A 22,842-nucleotide genomic window follows, 5' to 3' on the forward strand; every position below is an offset into this window, starting at 1 on the left:
GCCTCAGTGCGACTTCTTCAGCCGCAGTTTCGCGGCGCGCTCTGTCAGGACCGAGAGGTAGTCCTGCACAGGACGGCCGGCGAGCGCGTCGAGTTCGGTACGCACGGTCGACTCGACCTCGGCCGCCGAGCGGTCGGGGAAACGCTGTCGCAGCCGCCCCGAGACTTCGGAGACGATCTCGTCGAGGTTCACTTCGGTGGCCATGCGCCGATCTTGCACGCCTTCGGTGAACAGAAGGTGCGCCTGCGGATGGGGATTCGCTCGACGCCCGCGGCCACTGACTGCGGATCCGCGCAGACCAGTTCAGGCCACGATGGGGGGCGCGGCGCGAACTCCTTTGTCCGTACGGTTGAGCCGGACGCGACGGGGCGCCCATCGCAGAGCAGGAACGACCCCGCGGCGCCGAGCGGAGTCCCGTATCGGACTGTGTGCAGGTCGATGAGAAGAAGGACCGCACATGGATCGCATCGAGCTGGCCGCGAGTCTGCATGCGTTGGCGCGAGAGACCCTGTCGGACGCGGTCACGCGCGCCGTCAACCGTGGCGAGCTGCGGGTGTCGCCGCTGCCCGTCCGCTCCGTCATGCACGAGGTCGTCCGGCGTTCCGGCGGCCGACGACGGTCGAGCGACGACATCGTCGAGACCGCAGGCGTCAACGCGTGGTCGTTGGACGACTCGACCGCGGTGGCCCTGGCACGCGGTGGCCTCCTCCTCCGTAATCCTGCCGATGGAGTGTTCTCGGCACCCAGCGTGGCCGAGCTGGCCGACGCCCGCGACGAGCAGACGCTGGCCGATTACCTCTCGCGGTCCGAGGAGCTCATCGCGAAAGTGCTCAACGGGCGCACGGACAGCGGCCCCCGACGCTCGGTCGAGCGCTAGCACGTCGGAGCCACCGACGCCCGTACTGGCCGCGGCGACGCGGACGTGATTGCCTGGACCCGTGCCTGACCTCCCGATGTTCCCGCTCGGCTCCGTGCTGCTCCCGCACATGCCGCTTCCGCTACGGCTGTTCGAGCCGCGGTACCTGCGGATGCTCGGCGACATCCTCGAGGACGACACGGCGACCTTCGGTGTCGTGCTCATCGAACGCGGCCAGGAGGTGGGCGGGGGCGACGAGCGCTTCGCCGTCGGCACCCGCGCGCGCATCCTCACCATCGACGGCGGCGAGGCGTTCGTGACACTCGACTCGGTCGGCGAGGAGCGGTTCGAGGTGGTGCGCTGGTACGAAGACGACCCGTACCCGCACGCTGACGTGCGCCCGCTACCGGCGCTCGAGTGGGAGCCGCGACTCGCGACGTCGCTGTCCGCGGCGGAGGCGGCGGTGCGCACGGCCCTCGCGGTGGCGAGCGAGTTCGTCGAGCAGCGCTACGGCGCGGTCGTCGAGGTGGCGGAGGACGAGGAGATGCGGGCCTGGCAGCTGGCGGGAGTCGCGCCGGTCACCGAGCTCGATCGTCTGGCCTTCTTGCGCAGCTCCTCGATGGAGGAGTTGCTTGAGGCGGTCCGCGCGCGCTCGGCCGAGGCGACAGAGTCGTTCCGGGCCGGCTGGGCCTGACTCCCGCTCATCCCTCGAGCGTGACTCCGCGCTCTTCGGCGAGCCGCGCGAGGTCGTCAACGACGACGAGTGCCATCCGCACGGAGCGGTCGCGACGGTACTCCTCGTCGTCGGCGTCGAGGCGAGGCGTGCGGTCGAGTGTCTCTTCTATCGAACTCGCGAGCTCCCGCCAGGCGTCCTGTCGAGCCTCGTCGACGAGCGCCGCGAGGTACTCCTCGTCGCGGGCCCACTCGCGCAGCGACTCCGCGACGAGGAGCGAGAGCTGCTCGCGGTGGTCCAGGTTGTCGACGTCGGCCGAGCGGTAGTCGTGCACGTGGTCGGAGCGACCGCCGACGCTGGTGACGTCGGCTGCGATCGTCCGGAGGCGGTGGGCAGCCGCCTCCGACTCGGCCGCCAGCTTCTCGAGCTCGGCCGCCGCGACGATCGAGTAGCGACCGACGTCGAAGGGGACATCGGCCGTGATGCCGTCCATCAGGACGCGATTCTTCACCGCCATGCGGCTCGCGTACTTTGCGAGCATCAGGCCCTCGTCGGCCGCTTCCTCGACAGAGAGCGGCTCGCGCGAAGGGTTCTCGTCGGGGTCGTACGGCTCCATCTTGAATCTGCGCCGACGCCGGAACCACACGCGCGTCACCTACATCCTGGAGCCTGCCGCCCCGCTCGCCGGAGCACCCTTCGAGAATACCCGGCGGGCAGAAGTACTCGTCAGGGGTCGCGCCAGTCGTCTTGCTTCAGGTGCGAGCCGGCGTCCTCCGCCATGTCGAGCTGCGCGACTTGGGCACGGCGACCGTGCGATCGGATGCGGTCACGATGGCGCGGGCAGGCCTAAAGTCGCGAGGCGGCAGCCGACCCTCTGTGACCCCAGCACCGACGCGGGAGGCGCGACAGCCGTGTGACATGCCGCGACGCGTGCCGGCGGGCGTGGCGGTGCCAGCGCGTTCCTCCGGAATCGCGTTGACTGGACGGATGGACCACCGGCGCATCTCGGTCGTCGTCCCCGTCAAGGACGATGCCCGCCACCTCGAACGGCTGCTCGAACTCCTCCGCGACCAGTCGCTCGCTCCCTTCGAGATCGTCGTCGTCGACGACGGCAGCGCCGACGACAGCGCGGCCGTCGCACGGGCGGGCGGAGCGAGGGTGGTCGTGCACGAGGGCTCGGGGATCCCCGCGAGCACCGCGCACGGTTTCGACGTGGCCCGCGGCGAGGTGCTCGCGCGGCTCGACGCCGACTCCCTCCCCGGACCGGACTGGATCGCGCGACTCGCCGGCCATTTCGCCGATCCGGACGTGGGTGCCGTCACTGGACCGGGACGGTTCGTCGAGCTCGGGCCGATTCCGCGCGCCGTGGCGCGGCTCGTCTACATGGACGCGTACTTCGTGCTGATGGGCTCAGCGCTCGCGAACTGGCCGCTGTTCGGCTCGAACTGCGCACTGCGGCGCTCGGCGTGGGAGGAGATCTCGGGCGAGATGCACCGCGACGACCCTTATGTGCACGACGACATCGAAATCAGCCTGCACCTCGGGCTGCGCCACCGGATCGTCCTCGACCGTCACCTCGAAGTGGGGATCTCGGCGCGCCCCTTCGGCACGGTCGCCGACATGCTGCGCCGTCTCGACCGCGCGACGCACACGCTCCGCCGCCACCCCGGGCTGGGCACTCCCGTCGAGCGCTGGAGGCACCGGGTCGGGCGGTGGCGGCGTGATCGGCTGCGGCGCGTGGCGGCCGCACGCCGCCCAGGCCGGGGGAGTTAGGCGCCCGCGGGCTCCTCGCGGGGCATCGCCCCCACCGCGACGAGCATCCCGAGCGCGAGCACGGTGAGCGCGATGCACACCGCACGCGTCCCGTCGGCCAGCTCGGCCGGCGAGGGGACGCCTCCGCCCGCCTGGGCATTGACGATCGCGCCGAAGACCGCGACGGCCACCGCGCTGCCGATGTTGCGGGCGAAGAAGTTGGTCGACGAGACCACACCGCGCTCGTTCCACGCGACGCTCGACTGCGCGCGAATCAGCGTCGGCGTCGCGACGAGCCCGAGACCGGCGCCGATCAGCACGCAGAACGCCGCGATCGCCCACAGCGTCGAGGAGGCGCCGAGCAGGATGGTCAGCGCGGTGCCCGCGACGACGAGCCCCGAACCGATGAAGCCGGTGTTCCGGAATCCGATCCGCAGGTAGAGCCGCCCCGAGAAGCTCGCCGCCACCGGCCAGCCGAGGGTCATCGCGGCGACGGCGAACCCCGCTCCGAGCGCCGAGCTGCCGAGGACTCCCTGCGCGAAAGTCGGGAAGTACGAGGTGATGCCGAGCGTGATCGCGCCGACGGCCACCGAGACGAGGCTCGTCGAGATCAGGACCCGTCGGGTGAGCACCCAGAGTGGCAGCACGGGCGCAGGGGCGCGGCGCTCGATCGCGATGAAGGCGGCGAACGCGGCGGCAGCTCCGACGAAGACCCCGATGCCGGCGGGTGAGAGCCACGGCCACGCGCTGCCTCCCTCGAGAAGCCCGAGGATGAGGAGTGCCGTGCCCACGGCGAGGGTCGCGGCGCCCGCGCTGTCGATCGGCTGACGCTCGCCATGGGTGGTCTCGCGGAAGTTTCGGACCAGCAGGAACGCGGCGAGCAAGCACAGCGGGATGTTGACGAGGAAGATCCCGCGCCACGCGCCGAGATCGGAGAGCACGCCTCCCAGGGTGGGCCCGACGACGGAGGAGATGCCCCAGACGCTCGCGAGGTAGCCCTGCGTCTTCGCGCGCTCGGCGACGGTGTAGATGTCGCCTGCGATCGTGATGCCCATGGGCTGGATCGCACCGGCGCCGAGCCCTTGCAGCGCGCGGAACGCGATGAGCGCGGGCATGCTCCAGGCCAGGCCGCAGAGAAGGGAGCCGAGGAGGAACAGCGCGATCCCGAGGAGCATGATCGGCTTGCGCCCGATCATGTCGGCGAGCTTGCCGTAGAGCGGCACCGACACGGCCTGGGCGAGCAGGTAGATCGAGAACAGCCAGGGGAACTGCTCGAAGCCACCGAGGTCCTTGACGATCGAGGGCACGGCCGTCGACAGGATCGTGGCGTCGAGGGCGACCAGGGCGGTCGAGATCATGAGGGAGAGCAGGATCGGGCCGCGTGCGGAGCGCAGTCCGACGCTCGCGCGCGTGGGGGAGTCGGTCACTTGCACCAGGCTATTCCATAGCCGATGCATGGCCGGGGTGGGGCGCGGGATGCGCTCGACGGGCTCGGTACACTTGCCGCATGGAACTCGTCCTCTGGCTCGTCGTCTCTGCCATCGCCGGCGTCGGCCTCGTCTCTGGAACTGCCGCGCTGATCGCTCTCACGAAGGCGCCCTGGTCGGCCGACAAGTGACGTGCCGTGCGGATCACTCGTCGATCCGCACGACGCTCCCACACGGCTCGGTCGTCGCGACGACCTCGAGCACGAAGGCTCCTCCGGTCGCGAGGTCCGTCGCCTCGAAGCGCCATCCGCCGACGCTCACCGGAGGCGTGCCGCAGGCGGGCGGGTAGGCCTCGAAGGGGGCCCACCACTCGCTCGTCCGCGTCCACACCCTCGGCCTGTCGCTGACCCGGTAGCGCGCGCCGCGCCACTGACACTTCTCGAATTCTTCGTGGTGACACTTCGATCAACCACACATTCACCGTTCCGAGAAGCGAGGTGGCTCGCACTGTCGGGTCGATGGGTGCTACGGGAGCAGTGAAAGCACGGCCTGAGCGAATGCCTCAGGGTCCTCCTGCGGGACGTTATGTCCGATGTTCGGCAGCAGGCGGTGCTCGTACTTCCCCGTGAAGAAATCCCGGTCACCCGCGGCGCCCGCCCCCGCGACGCCGTCCGCCCCGCTTTCCACAACGACGGTAGGCACACTGATCGTGGGGTCCGCTGCGAGGCGCTGTTCCAGCTCGTCATAGCGCGGGTCGCCGGCTTCGAGCCCGAATCGATGGCGGTAGGAGTGGATGACAACATCGACGAAGTCCGGGTTATGCAGGGACACGGCAGATGCCGGGAAGGCCTTCGTCGCATCGAGCCAGGTGGGCGACCAGTCGCGCCAGAGCAGTTCGCAGAGTGCTTCGCGGTTCTCTGCGAGGCCACGCCGCCCGCGGGGCGAGTGGAAGTAGTACTGGTACCAGTATGTCTTCTCCCATTCGGGTAGCGACGGAGAGTCGGCGTGGGCGATGTCCTGAATGGTGTAGCCGTCAACGGTCACCAGGCCAGTCACGCGTTCGGGGAACAGCGCAGCGGCGATGCATGCTGCGCGGCCGCCCCAGTCGTACCCTGCGACCACTGCCGTCTCGATGTCCAGGGCATCGAGGAGGTCGATGAGATCTTGCCCGAGCGCGGCTTGTTGCCCCGATCGAGGCGTGTTCTCGTCGAGAAAGCGTGTTCGCCCGAAACCTCGCAAGTATGGCGCGACTACGAGCGCACCTGCCGTACCGACTATCTCCGCGACGTCGTCATATGCCCGGACGTCGTACGGAAATCCATGCAACAGGATGACGGCGGGACCGGAGGCATCGCCTGTCGTCTCATAGTCGATTGAGAGCAGTGACGTTGACGCAGTAGAGCGCCGGCCGGAAAGCATGCCCAATCATGTCACTCGGCCGGCCCTGTTGCAGAGCCGCGGAAGACAGTGCGCCGTATTGATGGGCCAGCTGCTGTGCTCGAGCCGAGGTCTCGGCGCCCGAGATCGAACCCGTCAACGTTGTCCGACGATGTCAAGTCGCAGGCCCTGCAGGTTCGGGCAGCGTGAGAGGCCTCTGGGTGAGATCACGGCCCGATCAGCGTGCACGACAAAGCCATACAAGCCGACCACCCAGGGCAAGAACGAGCGCTTCCACCAAACCTTGTTCTGCTACCTCGACAAAAGCCACTCGCCGAGACACTGGGGAGTCTGCGATACAGATTTCGTCACCGATGTCCTGAGACATCACACGCGGCCACCCACCTCATGGGTAGCCGTTCGAACGTATGTTCGATAGTCTGCGAGTGTACGCCTCAGCGTCCGCGTTCGCGACGGCTGCGGATCGGTCGGCAGGAGGCACGATGATCGAGTGGAGCCCGCTGTATATGCTGCGCGGCAACGGCGAGGACGAGTGGGTGATGGTCGACTCCCTCCGGACGGGCAAGATCGGCGTCGTGCGCCGGATCGAGACGGGTCCCTACCGCGAGACGTGGTTCCGGGCGGTCACCTGGGCCGCCGAACCGAGTCGCCGCACCCTCGTCGGCTATTCGAGGTCGATGGACGCCATCGCTGCCGCTCTCTGGGAGCATCAGCCGCCCACCGCCCAGGACAAGCCCTTTCCGGGCTACCCGGCACCGTGAGCTCGCTTCCGCACGCACGCGTCGTCGATGCTCGGCCCGCGGAGGAGAATGGCCCGATGCTCCTCGCACTCGCCGGCGGCCCGACCGGGCGGTGGCAGGCGTTCGAGGTCGGGACGGGCGCGGAGGCGGCGCGCGGCCACGGCACCGCCGCGCTTGCCGCGTGGGTCGGCTCGCGTGAGGGCGAGCAGCCGCGCTGGGTCTGGGACGACACCTCGCGGTGGTATCCCGCGCTCCTCGGAGCCGGAGTGGGCGTCGCACGGTGCCACGATCTGCGTCTGGCCCGGGCGATCCTCCGGCGCTCGGTGGGTGCCTCCCGCTCGCCCCTCGCCCGCATGCCGCTGGACGCGTGGGACGGCGCGGCGGCTGCTCCGGCCGCCCTCGACACGCTCGTCGGATTCGAGGAGGCGGACGGCGACGCGGAGGAGCTCGATCCCTTGCTCGAGTTCGCGCGTCAGGAGGAGGCGCTCGCCGGCGCCGAGGATCCCGGCCGGCTCCGCCTCCTCCTCGCGGCCGAGTCGGTCGGCGCCCTGATCGCGCGGGAGATCGCCTCCGCCGGGCTGCCCTGGCGCGCCGACGTGCACGACCGGGTGCTGACCGAGCTGCTGGGTCCCCGGCCGCTGTTCGGCGGGCGGCCGGCGCGCCTGGAGGCGCTTGCCGAGCGTCTCCGTGCCGAGCTCGAGGCACCCGAGCTCACTCCCGATTCGCCGGTCGAGCTGCTGCGGGCTCTGCGCCGGGCGGGACTCGCGGTCGAGTCGACCCGTTCCTGGGAGCTTTCGGCGATCGATCATCCCGCCATCCCGCCGCTTCTGGAGTACAAGAAGCTTTCGCGCCTGCTCACGGCCAACGGGTGGGCGTGGCTCGACGCGTGGGTGCACGAGGGGCGATTCCGTCCCGAGTACGTGGTGGGCGGCGTGGTCACCGGCCGGTGGGCGACATCGGGCGGTGGCGCGCTCCAGCTGCCGCGGCAGATCCGGGCCGCGGTCACCGCCGATCCCGGGTGGAGGCTCGTGGTCGCGGACGCGGCGCAGCTCGAGCCGCGGATCCTCGCGGCCGTGGCGGGCGACTCCGCGATGGCCGCCGCCGGTCGTGGACGCGATCTCTATCAGGGCATCGTCGACGAGGGCGTCGTTCCCGATCGGCCACGGGCCAAGGTCGCGATGCTGGGGGCGATGTACGGGGCGACGAGCGGAGAGGCGGGGCGCCTCGTGCCTCGCCTGGCGCGGGCGTATCCGCTTTCGGTCGCGCACGTCGAGGCGGCGGCCCGGGCGGGCGAGCGGGGCGAGCCGGTGTCGACCTGGCTGGGCCGCAGCTCGCCTCCCGGCGTCGAGGGGCTCGAGCCGGGCAGCCCCCGGGCGCGCGAGTGGGGGAGGTTCACCCGCAACTTCGTCGTGCAGGGCACGGCGGCCGAGTGGGCGCTGTGCTGGATGGGAGAGCTTCGAGCGCGTCTGCGATCGGCGGGCGGTGCGCTCGGGCGGGCGCACCTCGTCTACTTCCTGCACGACGAGGTCATCGTGCACGCGCCGGAGGAGGCGGCCGACGAGGCTGCCGCGATCGTTCGCGAGGCCGCGGCGCGCGCCGGGCGGGCGCTGTTCGGGCGCGGCGAGGTCGATTTTCCGGTCACCGTCGCGGTCGTCCGCGCCTACGAAGAGGCGAAGTGAGGGAGGATCGCGCTCAGTACCAGTGCGGCGAGCGACTGTTCCAGGCCGCCCACGCGGTGCAGGGCGAGCCGTACGCGCTCTTGATGTACGAGAGGCCCCAATCGACCTGCGTGGCCGCGTTGGTCTGGTAGTCGCCACCGGCGGTCGCCATCTTGCTGGCGGGAAGTGCCTGCGGGATTCCGTAGGCGCCGGAGGAACGGTTCAGCGCGTTCCAGCGCCAACCCGACTCCCCGTTCCACAGCGGGATGAGGCACCTGTCGACCTGGTCCTGGCCCCAGCCGAAGTTCCCCACGACCGTGCGGGCATAGGCCTGCGCCTGTGCCGGAGACATGCCGTCCGTGCGACCGGCATAGGTGCCGAGCGCCGCGATCGTCTTGTCGGAGCTGTTGCTCGCGCCGGTCGGGTCGTCGTTCCCGAGCTCGACCGGGCCGCTACCGCCGCTGCTCGAGCCTGAGCCGCCTCCGCCACTCGGCGCCGCTGCCGGGGCGTTGGCCCGCCGCTGTCGCTCGGCCTCCGCTTGCGCCGCGAGCTCGGCTTGACGCTGCTGCTCCTCATAGGCGGCCTTCGCCTCCTGCCCGGTCGCATACTCCTTCTCGAGCTCGGCCGTGGTGTTCTTGAGCGAGGCGAGCTGATCGTAGAGCTGTGCGCTGTACTTCTCTTGCTCGGCGACCTTCGCGTCGGCGTCGACCTGGGCCTGCTGGGCCGCCGCGAGCGCATCCTTCGCGGCGGAGGCGAGCGAGGCCCGCTCGCCACGTGCCTTCTCGGCCTGGGCGGCGAGCGAGGCCGCCTCGTTCTCGGTCGACTCCGCCTCGGACTGGAGACGACTCGTCTGCAGAGTGAGCTGGCTCATGGTGCCCAGTCGGTAGAGCAGGCCGCTCGACTCCTGACCGCCGACGAGGAGGTTGAGCGTGGCGTCGGTGCCGCCGCTGCGGTAGAGCTGGGCCGCGAGCTTGCCGGCCTGCTCCTTGGCGGAGTCGGCATCGGTTCGGGCGGCGTTCGCGCGTTCTTCGAGGGCGCTGACACGTTGCGTCGCTTCGTCGAGAGCGGTCGCGGCGGCGTCGGCCTCGGACGCGCGCGTGATCGCGGCATCGGTCAGCGCTGCGGCCTGATCGCGGAGGTCGGCGAGGAAGGCGGTGATGCGATCGACCTCGGCGGACGTCGCGCTCTCGCTCGACTTGGCGGCCTGGACATCCGACCACGAGGGGTAGTCGGAGGGGTTGTAGGCGGCATCGGCCGGAAGCGGGCCGGCCAGTGCCGCGCACAGGAGGAGGACGGTGCCCGCGCCGGCCGCCCCGACGCGTCGACGCACGCGAGGCGACATGCGGAGGCCGAGGGGGGTGCGGGACATGCGGACCACCTTAGGCGACGGCGCCTGTGCCTGTCTCGTCTCTCGGCCCGGCACGCCGGCCACGTCGGGGGCGTTCGAGCGCGAAGCCGCGCACCGTGGAGGCGTCGGCGTCGGCCACGAGCTCCTCCCGGGCCGCGATGAGGAGGTGGCGCAGCGCCTCCTCGCGTACCTGCGTGGCGCGGGCGGCCAGGCGACGCTGGGGGTGCTGCTCGTCCTGCCTGCCCGCGTCGCTCGACGACGTGGCGCGAGCCTTCGGCTCGTCCCTTGGGGCGTCGCCCGCCGCGCGGCTCAGCACGCGATCGTAGGCAGCGAGCACCGCACGAAGGTGGGCGAGGGACAGGCTCGAGGCCAGAAGGACACGGTCGAGCACGTCGTCCCAGCCCTCGTCGGAGCATGCGCCCTCTCCGCTGAGCCAGGCGAGAGCCTCGGCACGACCCTCCTCGGTGAGCGTGTGCAAGGGGAGCCCGTCCTCGGTCGACCCGGCGTCGGCGACGAGGCCCCTCTCGCGAAGTCGGTCGAGCGTCGAGTAGATCTGTCCGACGTTGATGCGCGGACGATGGGCAGCCCGGTCGAGCAGTTCGGCGTGCAGCTGCCGCCCATACGCGGGGCCGAGCGTCAGCAGGGCCAGCAGGCCGTCGCGGACCGACACGGGACTCCTTCGGGCTGATCGGGCGGGCGGGATGAGGAGCCGGGAGGGTCGTGGGCGGGGAGCCGCTGCGGACCGTCCCGAGTATAGGCAGGGGATGCTCGCGTTCCGCGGGCGGGCGCGGCGAGCCGCCTTGTCGGTACGCGACCGCTCCTGCATAATCTGTCCTGGTGGCTCATCCACCGTCTAATCGAAGAATGCACCACAGTTCGTTCTCGTGGTCCGGGTCGTTGGGGAAGACGCACCAGGACGGAGGACAGCATGGTGGAGCAGCAGTCTCGGGGTGTGCTCTTCGTACACTCCGCCCCCCGCGCGCTCTGCCCCCATCTCGAGTGGGGAGCAGGTCGCGCTCTCGGTCGTGCCGTGAACTTCGCCTGGATCGACCAGCCGGTCCTCCGCGGGACGCAGCGCGCCGAGTTCGCGTGGGAGGGGCCAGTCGGCACGGGCGCGGTCATCGCCTCCGCCCTGCGAGGCTGGGAAGACGTGCGCTACGAGGTGACGGAGGATCCGTCACCGGGCAGCGACGGCGGCCGCTGGATGCACACTCCCGCGCTCGGCATCTTCTATGCGCAGACCGACAGCGTCGGCAACACCGTGGTCCCCGAGGATCGCGTGCGCTCGGCCATGGAGATCGCCGGCGCCGACCCGATCGAGTTGCACCGCGAGCTGCGCCTGGCGCTCGGCCAGGCCTGGGAAGAGGAGCTCGAGCCCTTCCGCGCCGCGAGCGACTTCGCGCCGGTCGTCTGGATGCACAGCGTCGGCTGACAGTGCCGCTCCCTCGAGCACGCCACGCCCCCTAGACGGAGCGGAACGCGACAACGGAGTTGTGCCCCCCGAACCCGAACGAGTTCGAGAGGGCGACGAGCGGGCCGTCGCCGAGCGCGCGAGGGCTCGTGACGACATCGAGAGGGATCTGTGGGTCCTGCTCGGTGAGGTTGATCGTCGGGGGAGCGGTGCGCTCGTGGAGGGCGAGGACGGTGAAGATCGCCTCGAGGGCACCGGTACCGCCGAGGAGGTGACCGGTCGCGGCCTTCGTGGCCGAGACGGCGATGTTCGGGAGGTGATCCCCGAAGACGCGCAGGAGCGCGCGGTACTCGGCGATGTCTCCGACCGGCGTGCTGGTGGCGTGCGCATTGACGTGGACCACGTCGGTGCGGGCTGCTCCGGCCTGCTCGAGAGCCGCGACCATGGCGCGGGCCGCCGCGGACCCCTCGGGATCGGGCGCGGTGATGTGATAGGAGTCGCTCGTGACCGCTCCGCCGGCGAGTTCGGCGTAGATGCGCGCGCCGCGGGCGAGAGCGTGCTCCTCGGTCTCGAGGATGAGCGTCGCTGCCCCCTCGCCGAGGACGAAGCCGTCGCGGGAGACGTCATAGGGGCGGGAGGCGCCGGCCGGGTCGTCGTTGCGACGCGACAGGGCCTGCATCGACGCGAACGCGGCGATCGGCAGGGGGTGCACCACCGACTCCGTGCCGCCCGTGATGACCACGTCGGCGAGGCCGCGCTGGAGGTGCTCGTAGGCGTTCGCGATCGCCTCGGTGCTCGAGGCACAGGCCGACACGTCGGTGCGGGCGTAGGCGCGGGACGGGATCGACATGCTGATCGCGGCGGCTGCGGCGTTCGGCATGAGCATGGGGATGGTCATCGGCAGGACGCGGCGGGGGCCGCGCTCTCGGAGGGTGTCCCACGCGTCGACGAGGGTCCAGAGTCCGCCGATGCCGGTGGAGTAGTCGACGCCGACGCGCAGCGGGTCGACGTCGGTGATGCCGGAGTCGGCCCACGCCTCACGCGCCGAGATCAGGGCGAACTGGCTGGAGGGGTCGAGGCGCTTCGCCTCGGGTCGGGGCAGGACCTCCTCCGGACGCACCTTGGCCTGCGCGGCGAAGGTGACGGGGAGGTCGAGCTCGGACACCCAGTCGGCCTCGATGGTGCGGGCTCCGGACTCTCCGGCGAGAAGCGCCTCCCACGACTCACGGGCGGTGCCGCCGAGGGGAGTGCTGGCACCGATCCCGGTGACGACGATCTTCTTGGTGGTCATGACGAGTTCTCTGTTCCGTGACGGGTGGGTGCCGGGCGCACCCCGACCGGATGCGGCCCGGTCGGGGCGTCCTCCTCGAGGACGGTGAGCGCGGGCGCGGACTACGCGGAGGCGTTGACGATGAAGGTGACGGCGTCGCCGACGGTCTTCAGGTTCTTGACCTCGTCGTCGGGGATCTTGACGTCGAACTTCTCCTCGGCGTTGACGACGATGGTCATCATCGAGATGGAGTCGATGTCGAGGTCGTCGGTGAACGACTTGTCCATCTCGACGGAATCGGTCGCGATGCCGGTCTCGTCGTTGACGAGTTCGGCCAGGCCGGCGAGGACTTCTTCGTTGGACAGTGCCATGGTTCTCTCCTTGAGGTGTGAATGCGGTGTTCGTCGTGTGACCGTAGGTCAGTTTAGGGGTGGCCCTGCGCCCCCTAAGGGAGCACCACGACCTGTGCGCCGAAGACGAGTCCGGCGCCGAAGCCGATCTGCAGGGCGAGCCCGCCGTGCAGATCGGGGTGCTCCTCGAGCAGGCGGTGGGTGGCGAGCGGGATCGAGGCGGCCGAGGTGTTGCCGGTGGTCTCGATATCGCGTCCGATCAGGACCGAGTCGGGTAGCTTCAGCTGCTTCGCGAACTCGTCGATGATGCGCATGTTGGCCTGGTGGGGGATGAAGGCTGCGAGGTCCTCTGGCGTGACGCCCGCCTCCGCGAGCGCCTGCTTGGCGACCTTGGCCATCTCCCAGACCGCCCAGCGGAAGACCGAGGGTCCGTCCTGACGGAGGGTGGGCCATGCGACGCGGCCTTCGCGGTAGGCCTGGAGCGGGTTGTCCATGCCGACCGTGTCCCACTTGGAGCCGTCGGAGCCCCAGACGGTCTTCGAGATGCCGACCGAGTCGCTCGGGCCGACGATGGCCGCTCCCGCGCCGTCGCCGAGGAGGAACGAGATGCTGCGATCGGCCGGATCGATCAGGTCGGAGAGCTTCTCGGCACCGACGACGAGCACGTACTCGGCGAGACCGGAGCGGATGAACGAGTCGGCCTGGGCGATGCCGTACGTGTAGCCGGCGCAGGCCGCGGAGATGTCATAGGCGGGGGCGGGGTTCGCGCCGATCCGGTCGGCGAGGAGCGCCGCGAGCGAGGGGGTCTGCACCGTGTTACTGATGGTGGAGACGAGCACGACGCCGATCTGGTCGGGGCGGATCCCCGCCTTCTCGATCGCCTCGAGGGAGGCGGTGGCGGCGAGGTCGACGGCCAGCACGCCGGCGGAGGCTCGGCGGCGCTCGACGATGCCGGTGCGCTGGCGGATCCACTCGTCGGAGGAATTGATGGGGCCGATCAGGTCCTCGTTGGGGACGACGAGGTCGCCGCGCGCCGCTCCGATGCCGAGGATTCGGGTGTAGGCGCTGCCGCTGGACTGGGTGAGGGTGGGGGTGGTCATGGGTCTCTCCTGCTAGGCGGCGTGCTCATCGATGAAGGCACGAGCGGCGTCGAGGTCGTCGGGGGTCTTGACGGCCAGGGTCGGCACGCCCTTGAGGCCGCGCTTCGCGAGGCCGACGAGGGCACCCGCCGGAGCCAGCTCGACGACGCCGGTGACTCCGGCCTCGGCGAACGCGGCCATGCAGAGGTCCCAGCGCACCGGCGACGCGACCTGGCCGACGAGTAGATCGAGGAACGCGGCGCCGGAGTCGACGACCGAGCCGTCACGGTTGGTCCAGAGTCGGAGACTCGGGTCGGAGGGGGAGAGCGTCGCGGCGGTCCCGGCGAGGGCGTCGCGGGCCGGAGCCATGTATCGGGTGTGGAACGCTCCCGCGACCTGGAGGGGGATCACGCGGGTCCCGGGGACCGGCTCCGCCTTGAGCGCGTCGAGCGCGTCGAGCGCGCCGGCGACCACGATCTGGCCGCCACCGTTGTAGTTGGCGGGCTCGAGGCCGAGCTCGTCGAGTCGGGCGAGGAGCGCCTCCTCGTCGCCGCCGAGCACGGCGCTCATCGCGGTCGGAGTCGCGGCGGCCGCGGCAGCCATGGCACGCGCACGCTCACGCACGAAGACGAGGGCCTCGGCCTCCGTGAGCACGCCGGCGCCCGCCGCCGCGGTGACCTCGCCGACGGAGTGGCCGGCGATCCCGGCGATGCGCTCGCGTCGACCGCCGTCGAGCAGCGCGGCGAGGCTCACGAGCCCGGCCGAGACAAGGAGGGGCTGGGCCACGGCCGTGTCGCGGATGGTGTCCGCGTCGGACACGGTGCCGTGGGCGGCGAGGTCGATGCCGACAGCCTCCGAGTGGGAGGCGAGCTGCTCGGCGACCGAGGGGACTTCGAGCCAAGGCGAGAGGAAACCGGGGGTCTGGGAGCCCTGACCCGGGGCGACGACGACGATCACAGGATTCAGTCTTCCGATCTGCGCTGCCGGATGCGGCGCTCTGGGGTACTGACAAACCGCACAGGGCTTGTCGCGGTTCTACAACGGCTCTGGCGCCTCGGCCTGAGTGAGGGTCGGCGCAGGGTCAGCCTCGCGGGGGGCGACGCCGGACGGTTCCGTCGGGATCGCTCATCGAGCCGAGGATCAAGGCCGACTGGAGGATGAGGGCCTCGCGAGCACCCGTCGCGTCCCAGCCGATCACCTCGGCGACCCGCTTCAGGCGGTACCGCACGGTATTGGGGTGCACGAAGAGCTCGCGTGCCGTCGCCTCGAGTGAACGGCCGTTGTCGAGGTACGCCCACAGCGTGGTCAGCAGCTCGGTCGAGTGCTTCTGGAGGGGTCGGTAGATCTGCGTGATGAGGCTCTGCCGCGCGAGGGGATCACCCGCCAGGGCGCGCTCGGGCAGGAGATCGTCCGCGCTGACCGGCCGCGGCGCATTGCGCCACGAGCGGGCGACCGCGAAACCGGCGAGAGCCGCTCGCGCGCTTCGGGACGCCTCGACGAGGGTCGGTACCTCATGACCGAGCACGAGGTGCCCCGAGCCGAAGCCCGGCTCGAGCGCCTCCGCGATCTCGAGGAACGCGACCGGGGCCTCGGTGGCGGCGGTATCGCTCGGCTCGGCTCGGCCGATCACGAGCACCAGCCGACTGCCCTGCACGCCGATCAGGACATCGGCGTCCATGTGGCGCGCTGTCCGGCGCAGCTGGTCGACGTCGAGCATCTTCGGCGCGGTGCCGACAAGCACCGCGACTTCCCCGTGACCGTGCCAGCCGAGGGCGGCGATGCGGCTGGGGAGTTCGTCGTCGGCCTCGCCCGTGAGGATCGAGTCGACCACGAGGGCCTCGAGGCGCGCATCCCACAGGCCCCGCGCCTCCGCCGCCCTGGCGTAGACGTCGGCGGCCGCGAACGCGATCTCGCGGGAGTAGAGCAGGATCGCCTCGCGAAGGTCCTCGCCGCCGTTCTTGATGCGGTCCTCGACCACCTCGACGGTGACCTTGATGAGCTGCAGGGTCTGCGTCAGCGACACCGAGCGGAGCAGCTCTCTCGGAGCCGCGCCGAACACGTCGGCCGCGATCCACGGCGTTGCCGAGGGGTCGTCGAACCACGAGATGAACGACGTGATACCCGCCTGGGCGACGAGCCCCACGGCCGAACGACGGCCGGGGGGCATGCTGCCGTACCAGGGCAGCGTGTCCTCGAGGCGTGTGATGGTCTGGGTCGACAGCTCACCCGAGAGCGTGCGCAGCCAGGCGAGGGTCTGCTCCTTCGTGCGCGGAGCGCCCGGCCGGGTGGCCGGACGCTCCGCGGCGGGAGCAGGACCCCGCCCTGGCGACGCAGCGGGTTCTTGCGAGAGCACCGACTCGTCCGTCAGCTCTCGCCGCCCGCGTTGCCGGTGGTGCCGGCGGTCACGTCGAGGAGGCGGTACTTCTCGATCGCCTGCACCGCGAGCGACGGGTCGACCTCTCCGCGCTTGGCGAGCAGCTGCAGGGTGCGCACCACGACCGACGGACCGTCGATCTGGAAGTAGCGCCGCGCGGCCGCACGGGTGTCGGAGAAGCCGAAGTCGTCCGCTCCGAGCGTCGCGAAGTCGCCCGGGATGAACTGTCGCAGCTGGTCGGGGACCTGGTGAGAGAAGTCGGACACGGCGACGAAGGGACCCTTCGCGTCGGACAGCTTCTGCGTCACATACGGCACCTGCTCCTCCTCCTGGGGGTGGAGGAAGTTGTGCTGCTCGGCCTTGATCCCGTCGCGGCGGAGCTCGTTCCACGAGGTGACCGACCAGACGTCGGCCGATACACCCCAGTCTTCGGCGAGGAGCTTCTGCGCCTCGATGGCCCACGGGACCGCGACTCCGGAGGCGAGCAGCTGCGCTTTCGGGCCGTCCCACTGGCCCCACGAGATGCGGTGGATGCCGCGGACGATGCCCTCGACATCGACGTCCTCCGGCTCCTTGGGCTGCACGATCGGCTCGTTGTAGACCGTGATGTAGTACATGACGTTCGGGTCGGAGTGCGAGCCGCCGTACATGCGGTCGAGACCGGACTGCACGATGTGCGCGATCTCGTAGCCGTACGCCGGGTCGTAGCTGACGACCGCCGGGTTGGTCGCCGCGAGGATCGGGGAATGCCCGTCGGCGTGCTGGAGGCCCTCACCGGTGAGCGTCGTGCGCCCGGCCGTCGCGCCGATCATGAAGCCGCGGCTCATCATGTCGCCGGCCGCCCAGATCGCGTCTCCCGTGCGCTGGAACCCGAACATCGAGTAGAAGACGTACACCGGGATGAGCGGCTCGCCCTGCGTCGAATAAGAGGTGCCGATCGCGGTGAACGCCGCGAGGGCGCCCGCCTCGTTGATGCCGACGTGGAGGATCTGACCCTGCGGGCTCTCCTTGTAGGCGAGCAGCAGCTCGCGGTCGACAGAGGTGTAGTGCTGACCGCGCGGGTTGTAGATCTTCGCGTTCGGGAAGAACGCGTCCATGCCGAAGGTGCGCGCCTCGTCAGGGATGATGGGGACGACGCGGTTGCCGAAGTCCTTCGAGCGCAAGATGTCCTTGAGGATGCGGACGAACGCCATCGTCGTGGCGATCTCCTGTGTTCCCGAGCCCTTCTTGCCCACGGTGTACGCCGAGTCGTCGGGGAGGGTGATCTGCGTGTACTTCGAGCGACGCTCGGGCACGTAGCCGCCGAGCGCACGACGACGCTCCTGCAGGTACTGGATCGCCTCGTCGTCCTGTCCCGGGTGGTAGTACGGCGGGAGGTAGGGGTTTTCCTCAAGCTGCGCGTCCGTGATCGGGATCCGCATGGTGTCGCGGAAGCCCTTCAGGTTGTCGAGAGTCATCTTCTTCATCTGGTGGGTCGCGTTGCGGCCCTCGAAGCTGCGGCCGAGACCGTAGCCCTTGATGGTGTGGGCGAGGATGACCGTCGGCTGGCCCTTGTGCTCGGTCGCGGCCTTCATGGCGGCGTAGATCTTGCGGTAGTCGTGGCCACCGCGGCGCAGACCCCAGATCTGCTCGTCGGTGTAGTCCTCGACGAGCTTCCTGGCGCGCGGGTCGCGGCCGAAGAAGTTCTCGCGAACGTAGGCGCCGTCCTCGGTCTTGTAGGTCTGGAAGTCGCCGTCGGGTGTCTTGTTCATCAGATCGAGCAGAGCGCCCTCGGTGTCGCGGGCGAGCAGCTCGTCCCACTCGCGACCCCAGATGAGCTTGATGACGTTCCAGCCCGCCCCTCGGAAGTACGACTCGAGCTCCTGCACGATCTTGCCGTTGCCGCGGACGGGTCCGTCGAGGCGCTGGAGGTTGCAGTTGACGATGAAGTTGAGGTTGTCGAGACCATCGTTCGCGGCGACCTGGAGCTGGCCTCGCGACTCGACCTCGTCCATCTCGCCGTCGCCGAGGAACGCCCAGACCTGCTGGTCGGACGCGTCCTTGATGCCACGGTTGGTGAGGTACCTGTTGGCCTGCGCCTGATAGATCGCGTTGATCGGGCCGAGCCCCATCGAGACGGTCGGGAACTGCCAGAACTCGGGCATGAGGCGCGGGTGCGGGTAACTCGAGAGCCCACCGCCCTGGTGCGACTTCTCTTGGCGGAAGCCGTCGAGCTGGTGCTCGGTCAGGCGACCTTCGAGGAAGGCGCGCGCGTAGGGGCCGGGGGAGGCGTGGCCCTGGATGAAGACCTGGTCGCCGCCTCCCGGGTGGTCTTGCCCCCGGAAGAAGTGGTTGAAGCCGACCTCGTAGAGCGAGGCGCTCGACGCGTACGTCGAGATGTGGCCGCCGACTCCGATGCCGGGGCGCTGAGCGCGGTGCACGAGGATCGCCGCGTTCCAGCGGATCCAGGCGCGGTAGCGGCGCTCGACGTCCTCGTCGCCCGGGAAGTCGGGCTCGTTCTCGGCCGCGATCGTGTTGATGTAGTCCGTGGTGGGCACCATCGGCACGCCGAGGTGCAGCTCCTTCGAGCGCTTGAGGAGGCTGAGCATGACGTCGCGCCCGCGCCCCGCTCCGCGTTCCTGGACGAGCGCGTCGAGCGACTCGTTCCACTCCGACGTTTCCTCGGGGTCCGAGTCCACGTGACCGACGGAATACGGGTCCTGATCGTTAACAGTCACCCTCGACCTCTCTCTGGGGGCAGATCGTGCCCGAGACATCACTCTCATGAAGTGGTGCGGATCCGCGCGCTCCAGGGCTCGGTTCTCGAGCTGCGCGCAGGCACCCGTGCAAGCCTAGCGATTCCGCCGATGTGTGGCGATCCACGATGGATGCGCACAGGTGTCTGTAGGAGTGCGCCAGCCGTCGCGCGGTCGACCGTCGGCGCCGCCTCCCGGTGGAGTGGACAGGAATGTCTCTGCTTTCTTGGCGGATGCCCGACGCGGGTCTAGCATTGCCCCTCGTGCTCGCGCGACTCTCGTGCGCACGGAAGGACATCCGGCCGATGGCTCTCGAGAAGCTGACCCTGGCTCCCGATTTCGAACTCGCGAATCAGTACGGCGAGCGCATCCAGTTGGGCGACTTCCACGGGCGCCGCAACGTCGCCCTGGTGTTCTTCCCCCTCGCCTTCTCGGGCACGTGCACGGGCGAGTTCTGCGCCCTGCGCGAGAACCTCTCGCTTTTCGAGCATGCGGACGTCGAGCTGATCGGCATCTCCGTCGACTCCAAGCACACCCTTCGGGCCTGGGGTGAGACGCAGGGCTACGACTTCACGCTGCTCTCGGACTTCTGGCCTCACGGCGACGTCGCGAAGCAGTACGGAATATTCCTGGAAGGCAAGGGCTACGCGACGCGCGCGACCTTCCTCATCGACAGGCAGGGTGTGATCCGCGAGAGCTTCCTCACCGCTCCCGGCGAGGCGCGCTCGATCGACGCCTACCGTGCGGCGATCGACGCACTGGCGCCGGCACACGCCTGACGCGCCCCCGCGCCCCCCTCTTCCGCGAGATGCCACTTATGAGGGGCTCGCTCGGCGTGTCGTACGCATAAGTGGCATCTCGCGGAGGCGTCAGTTGAGGATGTTGACCGCGCGCGAGATCACCAGCGCGAGCAGGACGAAGCCGGTGAACGCCTCCGCGATCATCAGCAGCTTCATGCGGGCCGAGAGCGGCATGGTGTCGGTCGGGCTGAACGCCATCGTGTTCGTGGTCGAGACGGCCAGGTAGTCGACGAAGCCGGGACGCCAGTCGGCGCGCTCGGAAGAGGTGGCCGCCACCTCCGCGGCGGTGTCGCCGTAGGTGTCCTGCGGAAACGCGAAGTCTGCGGGAGGCAGCTCGGCGCGCTCCAGTGTTCCGCGCGCCACCGGCCCGCCGCGGTCGAGCTCCCAGAAGAGCAACGCGTAGGCGACGACGTTGGTCACCCAGACCTGCAGCGCCGTCAGCAGCAGCGCGGGACCGTCCGCCCGGCCGTCGACGAGGTCGATGACCACCGCGACCACGTTCACCTGGTTCGCGACGGCAAGGACGATGGCGAGCGAGATCGAGATGCCGCGCGACCACTCCGTCTCGGTGTCGAGCCGGTGCGGGTTCACGACGAAGAGCGGCACGAGCAGCGCCAGCGTCAGCCCTGCCGCGACGAGCCGGACCACGGACGTCTCGGGACTCGCGCCGACCACGTTGAGCACGACGGCTACCAGAATCGCGGCGGAGGCCGGCCAGCGGCTCTCGGCGCGGCGTCGCGCTCGCGCCTCCTGGGTCTCGGTCATGTGCCGAGGGTAGCGGGAGACGGGACGTGTCCCCTCCTGGCGGGTCCTCGTGCGGGAGGCGCGCCGCGCGAGCTGCTGTAAGGTCGAGGCGATCGTTCGCGGTTCGGCCGCGGTCGGGGCCTTTAGCTCAGTTGGTAGAGCGCCACGTTTACACCGTGGATGTCATCGGTTCGAGCCCGGTAGGGCCCACGCGGGGCTGGCGGCCGACGCTGTCTACGACGCCCAGCGGAGAGGCAACGCGCCCTCAGCGCGACTGGCGCCTCTTGTAGGGCTTTGGCTGGCCCTTCACGATGGGTGCGCGGCCGGTGCCCTTGGAGGCCTTGGCCTTGCCTCCTGCACTCGGTGCCGCCTCCGGCTCATCGCCGAGCGCGGCGAGCTCGGCGCGCGCCTGGGCGAGGCGCTGGCGCCCCGCGGCGGTGAGAGTCGTGGTCGACGCTCCCGGCTCGAACAGCGGCCGACCAAGGTCGAACTCGACGGCCTCGACGGAGGAGTCGAGCTTTCGCCGCGAGATGCCGAGCTTCTCGGCGGCGCGGACGAAATGGAGCTCCTCGGCGACCGCCACGAAGTGACGCAGCTGACTGATCTTCATCACGAACCCTTCACGGCCGCTCCCTGCGGTGTGACCACGGTACGCGGTCCCGGCTCCCCGCATGGTCGCCGCCATTGCCCTCCACCGGCCCCAGCCCTAGCATCTCGCCAGGGGCGGCACCCGACACCGTCCGCAGAGAGGCGGACATGGGCGCGCTCATCTACAGCGGGATCGTGTCGCTGGACGGCTACACCGCGGACGAGACCGGTGGGTTCGGCTGGGCCGAACCCCGACCCGAGGTGCACAGCTTCATCAACGAGCGCACGATGCCCGTGCGCACCTTTTACTTCGGGCGGCGCATGTACGAGACGATGCGGGCCTGGGAGACGCCCTTCGCTCTCGCGGAGGAGTACACCTTCATCCGTGATTTCCAGCAGATCTGGCATGCGGCGGACAAGATCGTCCACTCGACCACGCTGACAGGTGTGACGACCCGGCGGACGACCCTCGAGCGAGCCTTCGATCCGGTCGCCGTCGCCTCGGCCGTGCGCGCGAGCGAGCACGACTCCGTGATCGCCGGCCCGGGGCTCGCCTCCCACGCCCTCCTGGCAGGCGTGGTCGACGAGATCCAGCTCTACACGGTGCCCGTCACAGTCGGCGGTGGGACGCCGTTCTTCCCGCGCGGGATGAAGGCCCGGCTCGAACTGCGGGAGGAGCGGCGCTTCAGGGACGGGACGGTGTTCCTCCGCTACAGCGTGCGCCACTGAGGAGGCTTCGACCGGACTCAGGCGTCGACGAGGGCGGTGATCCGTGAGGCGAGGCGCGCGCCCTGAGCCCGCCCGGCCTGCGCGGAAGCGGCTCGGACCGCCGGGTCGAGTGAGTTCGGTCCGAACGCGGCGATCGAGTCGCTGTCGGCGTAGACGACCTCGACCCGCGAGCCCGCGAGAGCATCGAGCTCAGCGGTCGGGATGAGGCCTGCTCCGGGCGTCCCGACGCCGGGCAGGGGAGTCACGATGAGCACCCAGTCGGCGCCCGCGGCGAGGTCGGCGTTGCTGCCGGAACGGACGCCTCCGTCCATATAGCGCACGCCGTCGATCGTGACGGCGGGCCAGACTCCGGGCACGGCGCAGCTCGCCGCGATGGCGTCGACCAGCTCGACTCCGCTCTCGCGGTCGAAGACACGCAGTGCGCCTGTCGCCGTGTCGACCGCGGTGATGAGGAGGCGTCGCTCGGGCCAGTCCGCACCGTCGACGCGGGCCTCGATGACGGCGCGCCGCGTCTCCTCCGACAGCGTGGGCGTCTCGAGCGCGAGAACACCGAGGCGGCGACGGGCATCGTCGGGCGAGCTGGCGCCCTCGACGGCAGCGGCCCACTGGGCCTGCAGCAGCTCGCCGTCGATGTCGGCACCGATCTCGGCGGACTCCTCGCGCAGCTGCGCGGCGTACGCCTCGTCCAGACCGATGCCGGTGCTCAGCTGGGCGGCGACCGCCGACCCTGCTGACGTGCCGATCAGTGTCGTCTCGGGCGAGAGGAGGCGGTGGACCGTCGAGGGGGCCGCATCCGCGAGGCCGCGGAGGACCCCGAGCTCCCACGCGATCCCGGCGAGGCCGCCGCCGGCGAGGACGAGTGCACCAGACATGGCGATGTTCCCTTCGAATCGATCGGAGCGGCGACCGA

24 protein-coding genes and 1 tRNA gene are annotated in these 22,842 nt (G+C 70.2%); 9 read left to right on the forward strand and 16 right to left on the reverse strand.

The features are described from left to right. Positions 1 to 3: 3 nt before the first annotated feature. Positions 4 to 204 (reverse strand): three-helix bundle dimerization domain-containing protein, encoded by a 201-nt coding sequence (locus ITJ45_RS05990; RefSeq protein ID WP_194608639.1) that lies wholly within the window; start codon positions 202 to 204, stop codon positions 4 to 6. Between the two features lie 253 nt (positions 205 to 457). On the opposite strand from ITJ45_RS05990, the gene ITJ45_RS05995 reads away from it, so the two are divergent. Further along, positions 458 to 877 carry a hypothetical protein gene (locus ITJ45_RS05995; protein ID WP_194608637.1) on the forward strand — a complete coding sequence of 140 codons (420 nt, stop codon included), beginning with the start codon at positions 458 to 460 and terminating at the stop codon, positions 875 to 877. 61 nt (positions 878 to 938) lie between these two features. After that, positions 939 to 1,550 (forward strand): LON peptidase substrate-binding domain-containing protein, encoded by a 612-nt coding sequence (locus tag ITJ45_RS06000; RefSeq protein ID WP_194608635.1) that lies wholly within the window; start codon positions 939 to 941, stop codon positions 1,548 to 1,550. 7 nt (positions 1,551 to 1,557) lie between these two features. Here the strand turns inward: ITJ45_RS06000 and ITJ45_RS06005 are convergent, their stop codons facing one another. Next, the gene (locus ITJ45_RS06005; protein WP_194608633.1) at positions 1,558 to 2,145 is read right to left on the reverse strand and encodes a hypothetical protein; all 588 of its coding nucleotides are present in this window, start codon (positions 2,143 to 2,145) and stop codon (positions 1,558 to 1,560) included. Positions 2,146 to 2,516: 371 nt separating this feature from the next. Here ITJ45_RS06005 and ITJ45_RS06010 point away from each other — a divergent pair, with 371 nt between their 5' ends. Further along, the gene (locus tag ITJ45_RS06010) at positions 2,517 to 3,302 is read left to right on the forward strand and encodes a glycosyltransferase (protein WP_194608631.1); all 786 of its coding nucleotides are present in this window, start codon (positions 2,517 to 2,519) and stop codon (positions 3,300 to 3,302) included. Here ITJ45_RS06010 and ITJ45_RS06015 read toward each other — a convergent pair. From ITJ45_RS06015 to ITJ45_RS06025, 3 genes are all read right to left on the reverse strand, one after another. Further along, positions 3,299 to 4,738 carry an MFS transporter gene (locus tag ITJ45_RS06015; protein WP_194608629.1) on the reverse strand — a complete coding sequence of 480 codons (1,440 nt, stop codon included), beginning with the start codon at positions 4,736 to 4,738 and terminating at the stop codon, positions 3,299 to 3,301. The two genes, ITJ45_RS06010 and ITJ45_RS06015, sit on opposite strands and share 4 nt — an antisense overlap. 174 nt (positions 4,739 to 4,912) lie before the next feature. After that, positions 4,913 to 5,098, reverse strand: coding sequence for a hypothetical protein (locus tag ITJ45_RS06020; RefSeq protein WP_194608627.1), 186 nt, complete (start codon positions 5,096 to 5,098; stop codon positions 4,913 to 4,915). Positions 5,099 to 5,233: 135 nt separating this feature from the next. Next, the gene (locus tag ITJ45_RS06025) at positions 5,234 to 6,127 is read right to left on the reverse strand and encodes an alpha/beta fold hydrolase (protein ID WP_194608625.1); all 894 of its coding nucleotides are present in this window, start codon (positions 6,125 to 6,127) and stop codon (positions 5,234 to 5,236) included. Positions 6,128 to 6,588: 461 nt separating this feature from the next. Between ITJ45_RS06025 and ITJ45_RS06030 the strand changes: the two genes are divergently transcribed. Then, positions 6,589 to 6,867: a hypothetical protein gene (locus ITJ45_RS06030; protein ID WP_194608623.1), complete on the forward strand. Its 279-nt coding sequence runs from the start codon at positions 6,589 to 6,591 to the stop codon at positions 6,865 to 6,867. 56 nt (positions 6,868 to 6,923) lie between these two features. Further along, positions 6,924 to 8,525 (forward strand): bifunctional 3'-5' exonuclease/DNA polymerase, encoded by a 1,602-nt coding sequence (locus ITJ45_RS06035; RefSeq protein ID WP_194608621.1) that lies wholly within the window; start codon positions 6,924 to 6,926, stop codon positions 8,523 to 8,525. A 13-nt stretch (positions 8,526 to 8,538) separates the two neighbouring features. Here the strand turns inward: ITJ45_RS06035 and ITJ45_RS06040 are convergent, their stop codons facing one another. Continuing rightward, positions 8,539 to 9,873 (reverse strand): coiled-coil domain-containing protein, encoded by a 1,335-nt coding sequence (locus ITJ45_RS06040; RefSeq protein WP_194608619.1) that lies wholly within the window; start codon positions 9,871 to 9,873, stop codon positions 8,539 to 8,541. Positions 9,874 to 9,883: 10 nt separating this feature from the next. Then, positions 9,884 to 10,522 (reverse strand): PadR family transcriptional regulator, encoded by a 639-nt coding sequence (locus ITJ45_RS06045; protein ID WP_194608616.1) that lies wholly within the window; start codon positions 10,520 to 10,522, stop codon positions 9,884 to 9,886. A gap of 258 nt (positions 10,523 to 10,780) precedes the next feature. On the opposite strand from ITJ45_RS06045, the gene ITJ45_RS06050 reads away from it, so the two are divergent. Further along, positions 10,781 to 11,284 carry a DUF3145 domain-containing protein gene (locus ITJ45_RS06050; protein ID WP_194608614.1) on the forward strand — a complete coding sequence of 168 codons (504 nt, stop codon included), beginning with the start codon at positions 10,781 to 10,783 and terminating at the stop codon, positions 11,282 to 11,284. A 31-nt stretch (positions 11,285 to 11,315) separates the two neighbouring features. Here the strand turns inward: ITJ45_RS06050 and ITJ45_RS06055 are convergent, their stop codons facing one another. From ITJ45_RS06055 to aceE, 6 genes are all read right to left on the reverse strand, one after another. Continuing rightward, the gene (locus tag ITJ45_RS06055; RefSeq protein WP_194608612.1) at positions 11,316 to 12,554 is read right to left on the reverse strand and encodes a beta-ketoacyl-[acyl-carrier-protein] synthase family protein; all 1,239 of its coding nucleotides are present in this window, start codon (positions 12,552 to 12,554) and stop codon (positions 11,316 to 11,318) included. Positions 12,555 to 12,655: 101 nt separating this feature from the next. Further along, positions 12,656 to 12,904 carry an acyl carrier protein gene (locus tag ITJ45_RS06060; protein WP_194608610.1) on the reverse strand — a complete coding sequence of 83 codons (249 nt, stop codon included), beginning with the start codon at positions 12,902 to 12,904 and terminating at the stop codon, positions 12,656 to 12,658. 74 nt (positions 12,905 to 12,978) lie between these two features. Continuing rightward, positions 12,979 to 13,983 carry a beta-ketoacyl-ACP synthase III gene (locus ITJ45_RS06065; RefSeq protein WP_194608609.1) on the reverse strand — a complete coding sequence of 335 codons (1,005 nt, stop codon included), beginning with the start codon at positions 13,981 to 13,983 and terminating at the stop codon, positions 12,979 to 12,981. Positions 13,984 to 13,995: 12 nt separating this feature from the next. Then, positions 13,996 to 14,919, reverse strand: coding sequence for an ACP S-malonyltransferase (locus ITJ45_RS06070; protein ID WP_194608607.1), 924 nt, complete (start codon positions 14,917 to 14,919; stop codon positions 13,996 to 13,998). 124 nt (positions 14,920 to 15,043) lie between these two features. After that, positions 15,044 to 16,204, reverse strand: coding sequence for a PucR family transcriptional regulator (locus tag ITJ45_RS06075; protein ID WP_194609094.1), 1,161 nt, complete (start codon positions 16,202 to 16,204; stop codon positions 15,044 to 15,046). Between the two features lie 122 nt (positions 16,205 to 16,326). Then, on the reverse strand, positions 16,327 to 19,053 hold the full coding sequence (gene aceE, locus ITJ45_RS06080) for a pyruvate dehydrogenase (acetyl-transferring), homodimeric type (RefSeq protein WP_194608605.1): 2,727 nt from the start codon (positions 19,051 to 19,053) through the stop codon (positions 16,327 to 16,329). 323 nt (positions 19,054 to 19,376) lie between these two features. Between aceE and ITJ45_RS06085 the strand changes: the two genes are divergently transcribed. Continuing rightward, positions 19,377 to 19,850 carry a peroxiredoxin gene (locus ITJ45_RS06085; RefSeq protein ID WP_194608604.1) on the forward strand — a complete coding sequence of 158 codons (474 nt, stop codon included), beginning with the start codon at positions 19,377 to 19,379 and terminating at the stop codon, positions 19,848 to 19,850. Positions 19,851 to 19,940: 90 nt separating this feature from the next. Here the strand turns inward: ITJ45_RS06085 and ITJ45_RS06090 are convergent, their stop codons facing one another. Then, on the reverse strand, positions 19,941 to 20,636 hold the full coding sequence (locus tag ITJ45_RS06090; RefSeq protein ID WP_194608602.1) for a hypothetical protein: 696 nt from the start codon (positions 20,634 to 20,636) through the stop codon (positions 19,941 to 19,943). 116 nt (positions 20,637 to 20,752) lie between these two features. On the opposite strand from ITJ45_RS06090, the gene ITJ45_RS06095 reads away from it, so the two are divergent. Further along, positions 20,753 to 20,825: transfer RNA gene (locus ITJ45_RS06095), tRNA-Val, on the forward strand. A 55-nt stretch (positions 20,826 to 20,880) separates the two neighbouring features. On the opposite strand, the gene ITJ45_RS06100 is transcribed toward ITJ45_RS06095, so the two are convergent. After that, positions 20,881 to 21,225 carry a LysR family transcriptional regulator gene (locus tag ITJ45_RS06100; protein ID WP_194608600.1) on the reverse strand — a complete coding sequence of 115 codons (345 nt, stop codon included), beginning with the start codon at positions 21,223 to 21,225 and terminating at the stop codon, positions 20,881 to 20,883. 146 nt (positions 21,226 to 21,371) lie between these two features. Here ITJ45_RS06100 and ITJ45_RS06105 point away from each other — a divergent pair, with 146 nt between their 5' ends. Further along, a complete protein-coding gene (locus ITJ45_RS06105; RefSeq protein ID WP_194608598.1) occupies positions 21,372 to 21,932 on the forward strand; it encodes a dihydrofolate reductase family protein in 561 nt (186 codons plus the stop codon). 17 nt (positions 21,933 to 21,949) lie between these two features. On the opposite strand, the gene ITJ45_RS06110 is transcribed toward ITJ45_RS06105, so the two are convergent. Continuing rightward, positions 21,950 to 22,804, reverse strand: coding sequence for a patatin-like phospholipase family protein (locus tag ITJ45_RS06110; protein ID WP_194608596.1), 855 nt, complete (start codon positions 22,802 to 22,804; stop codon positions 21,950 to 21,952). Between the last annotated feature and the right edge of the window lie 38 nt (positions 22,805 to 22,842).

This window comes from Rathayibacter sp. VKM Ac-2879, from assembly GCF_015351245.1.
Taxonomy (GTDB): domain Bacteria; phylum Actinomycetota; class Actinomycetes; order Actinomycetales; family Microbacteriaceae; genus Rathayibacter.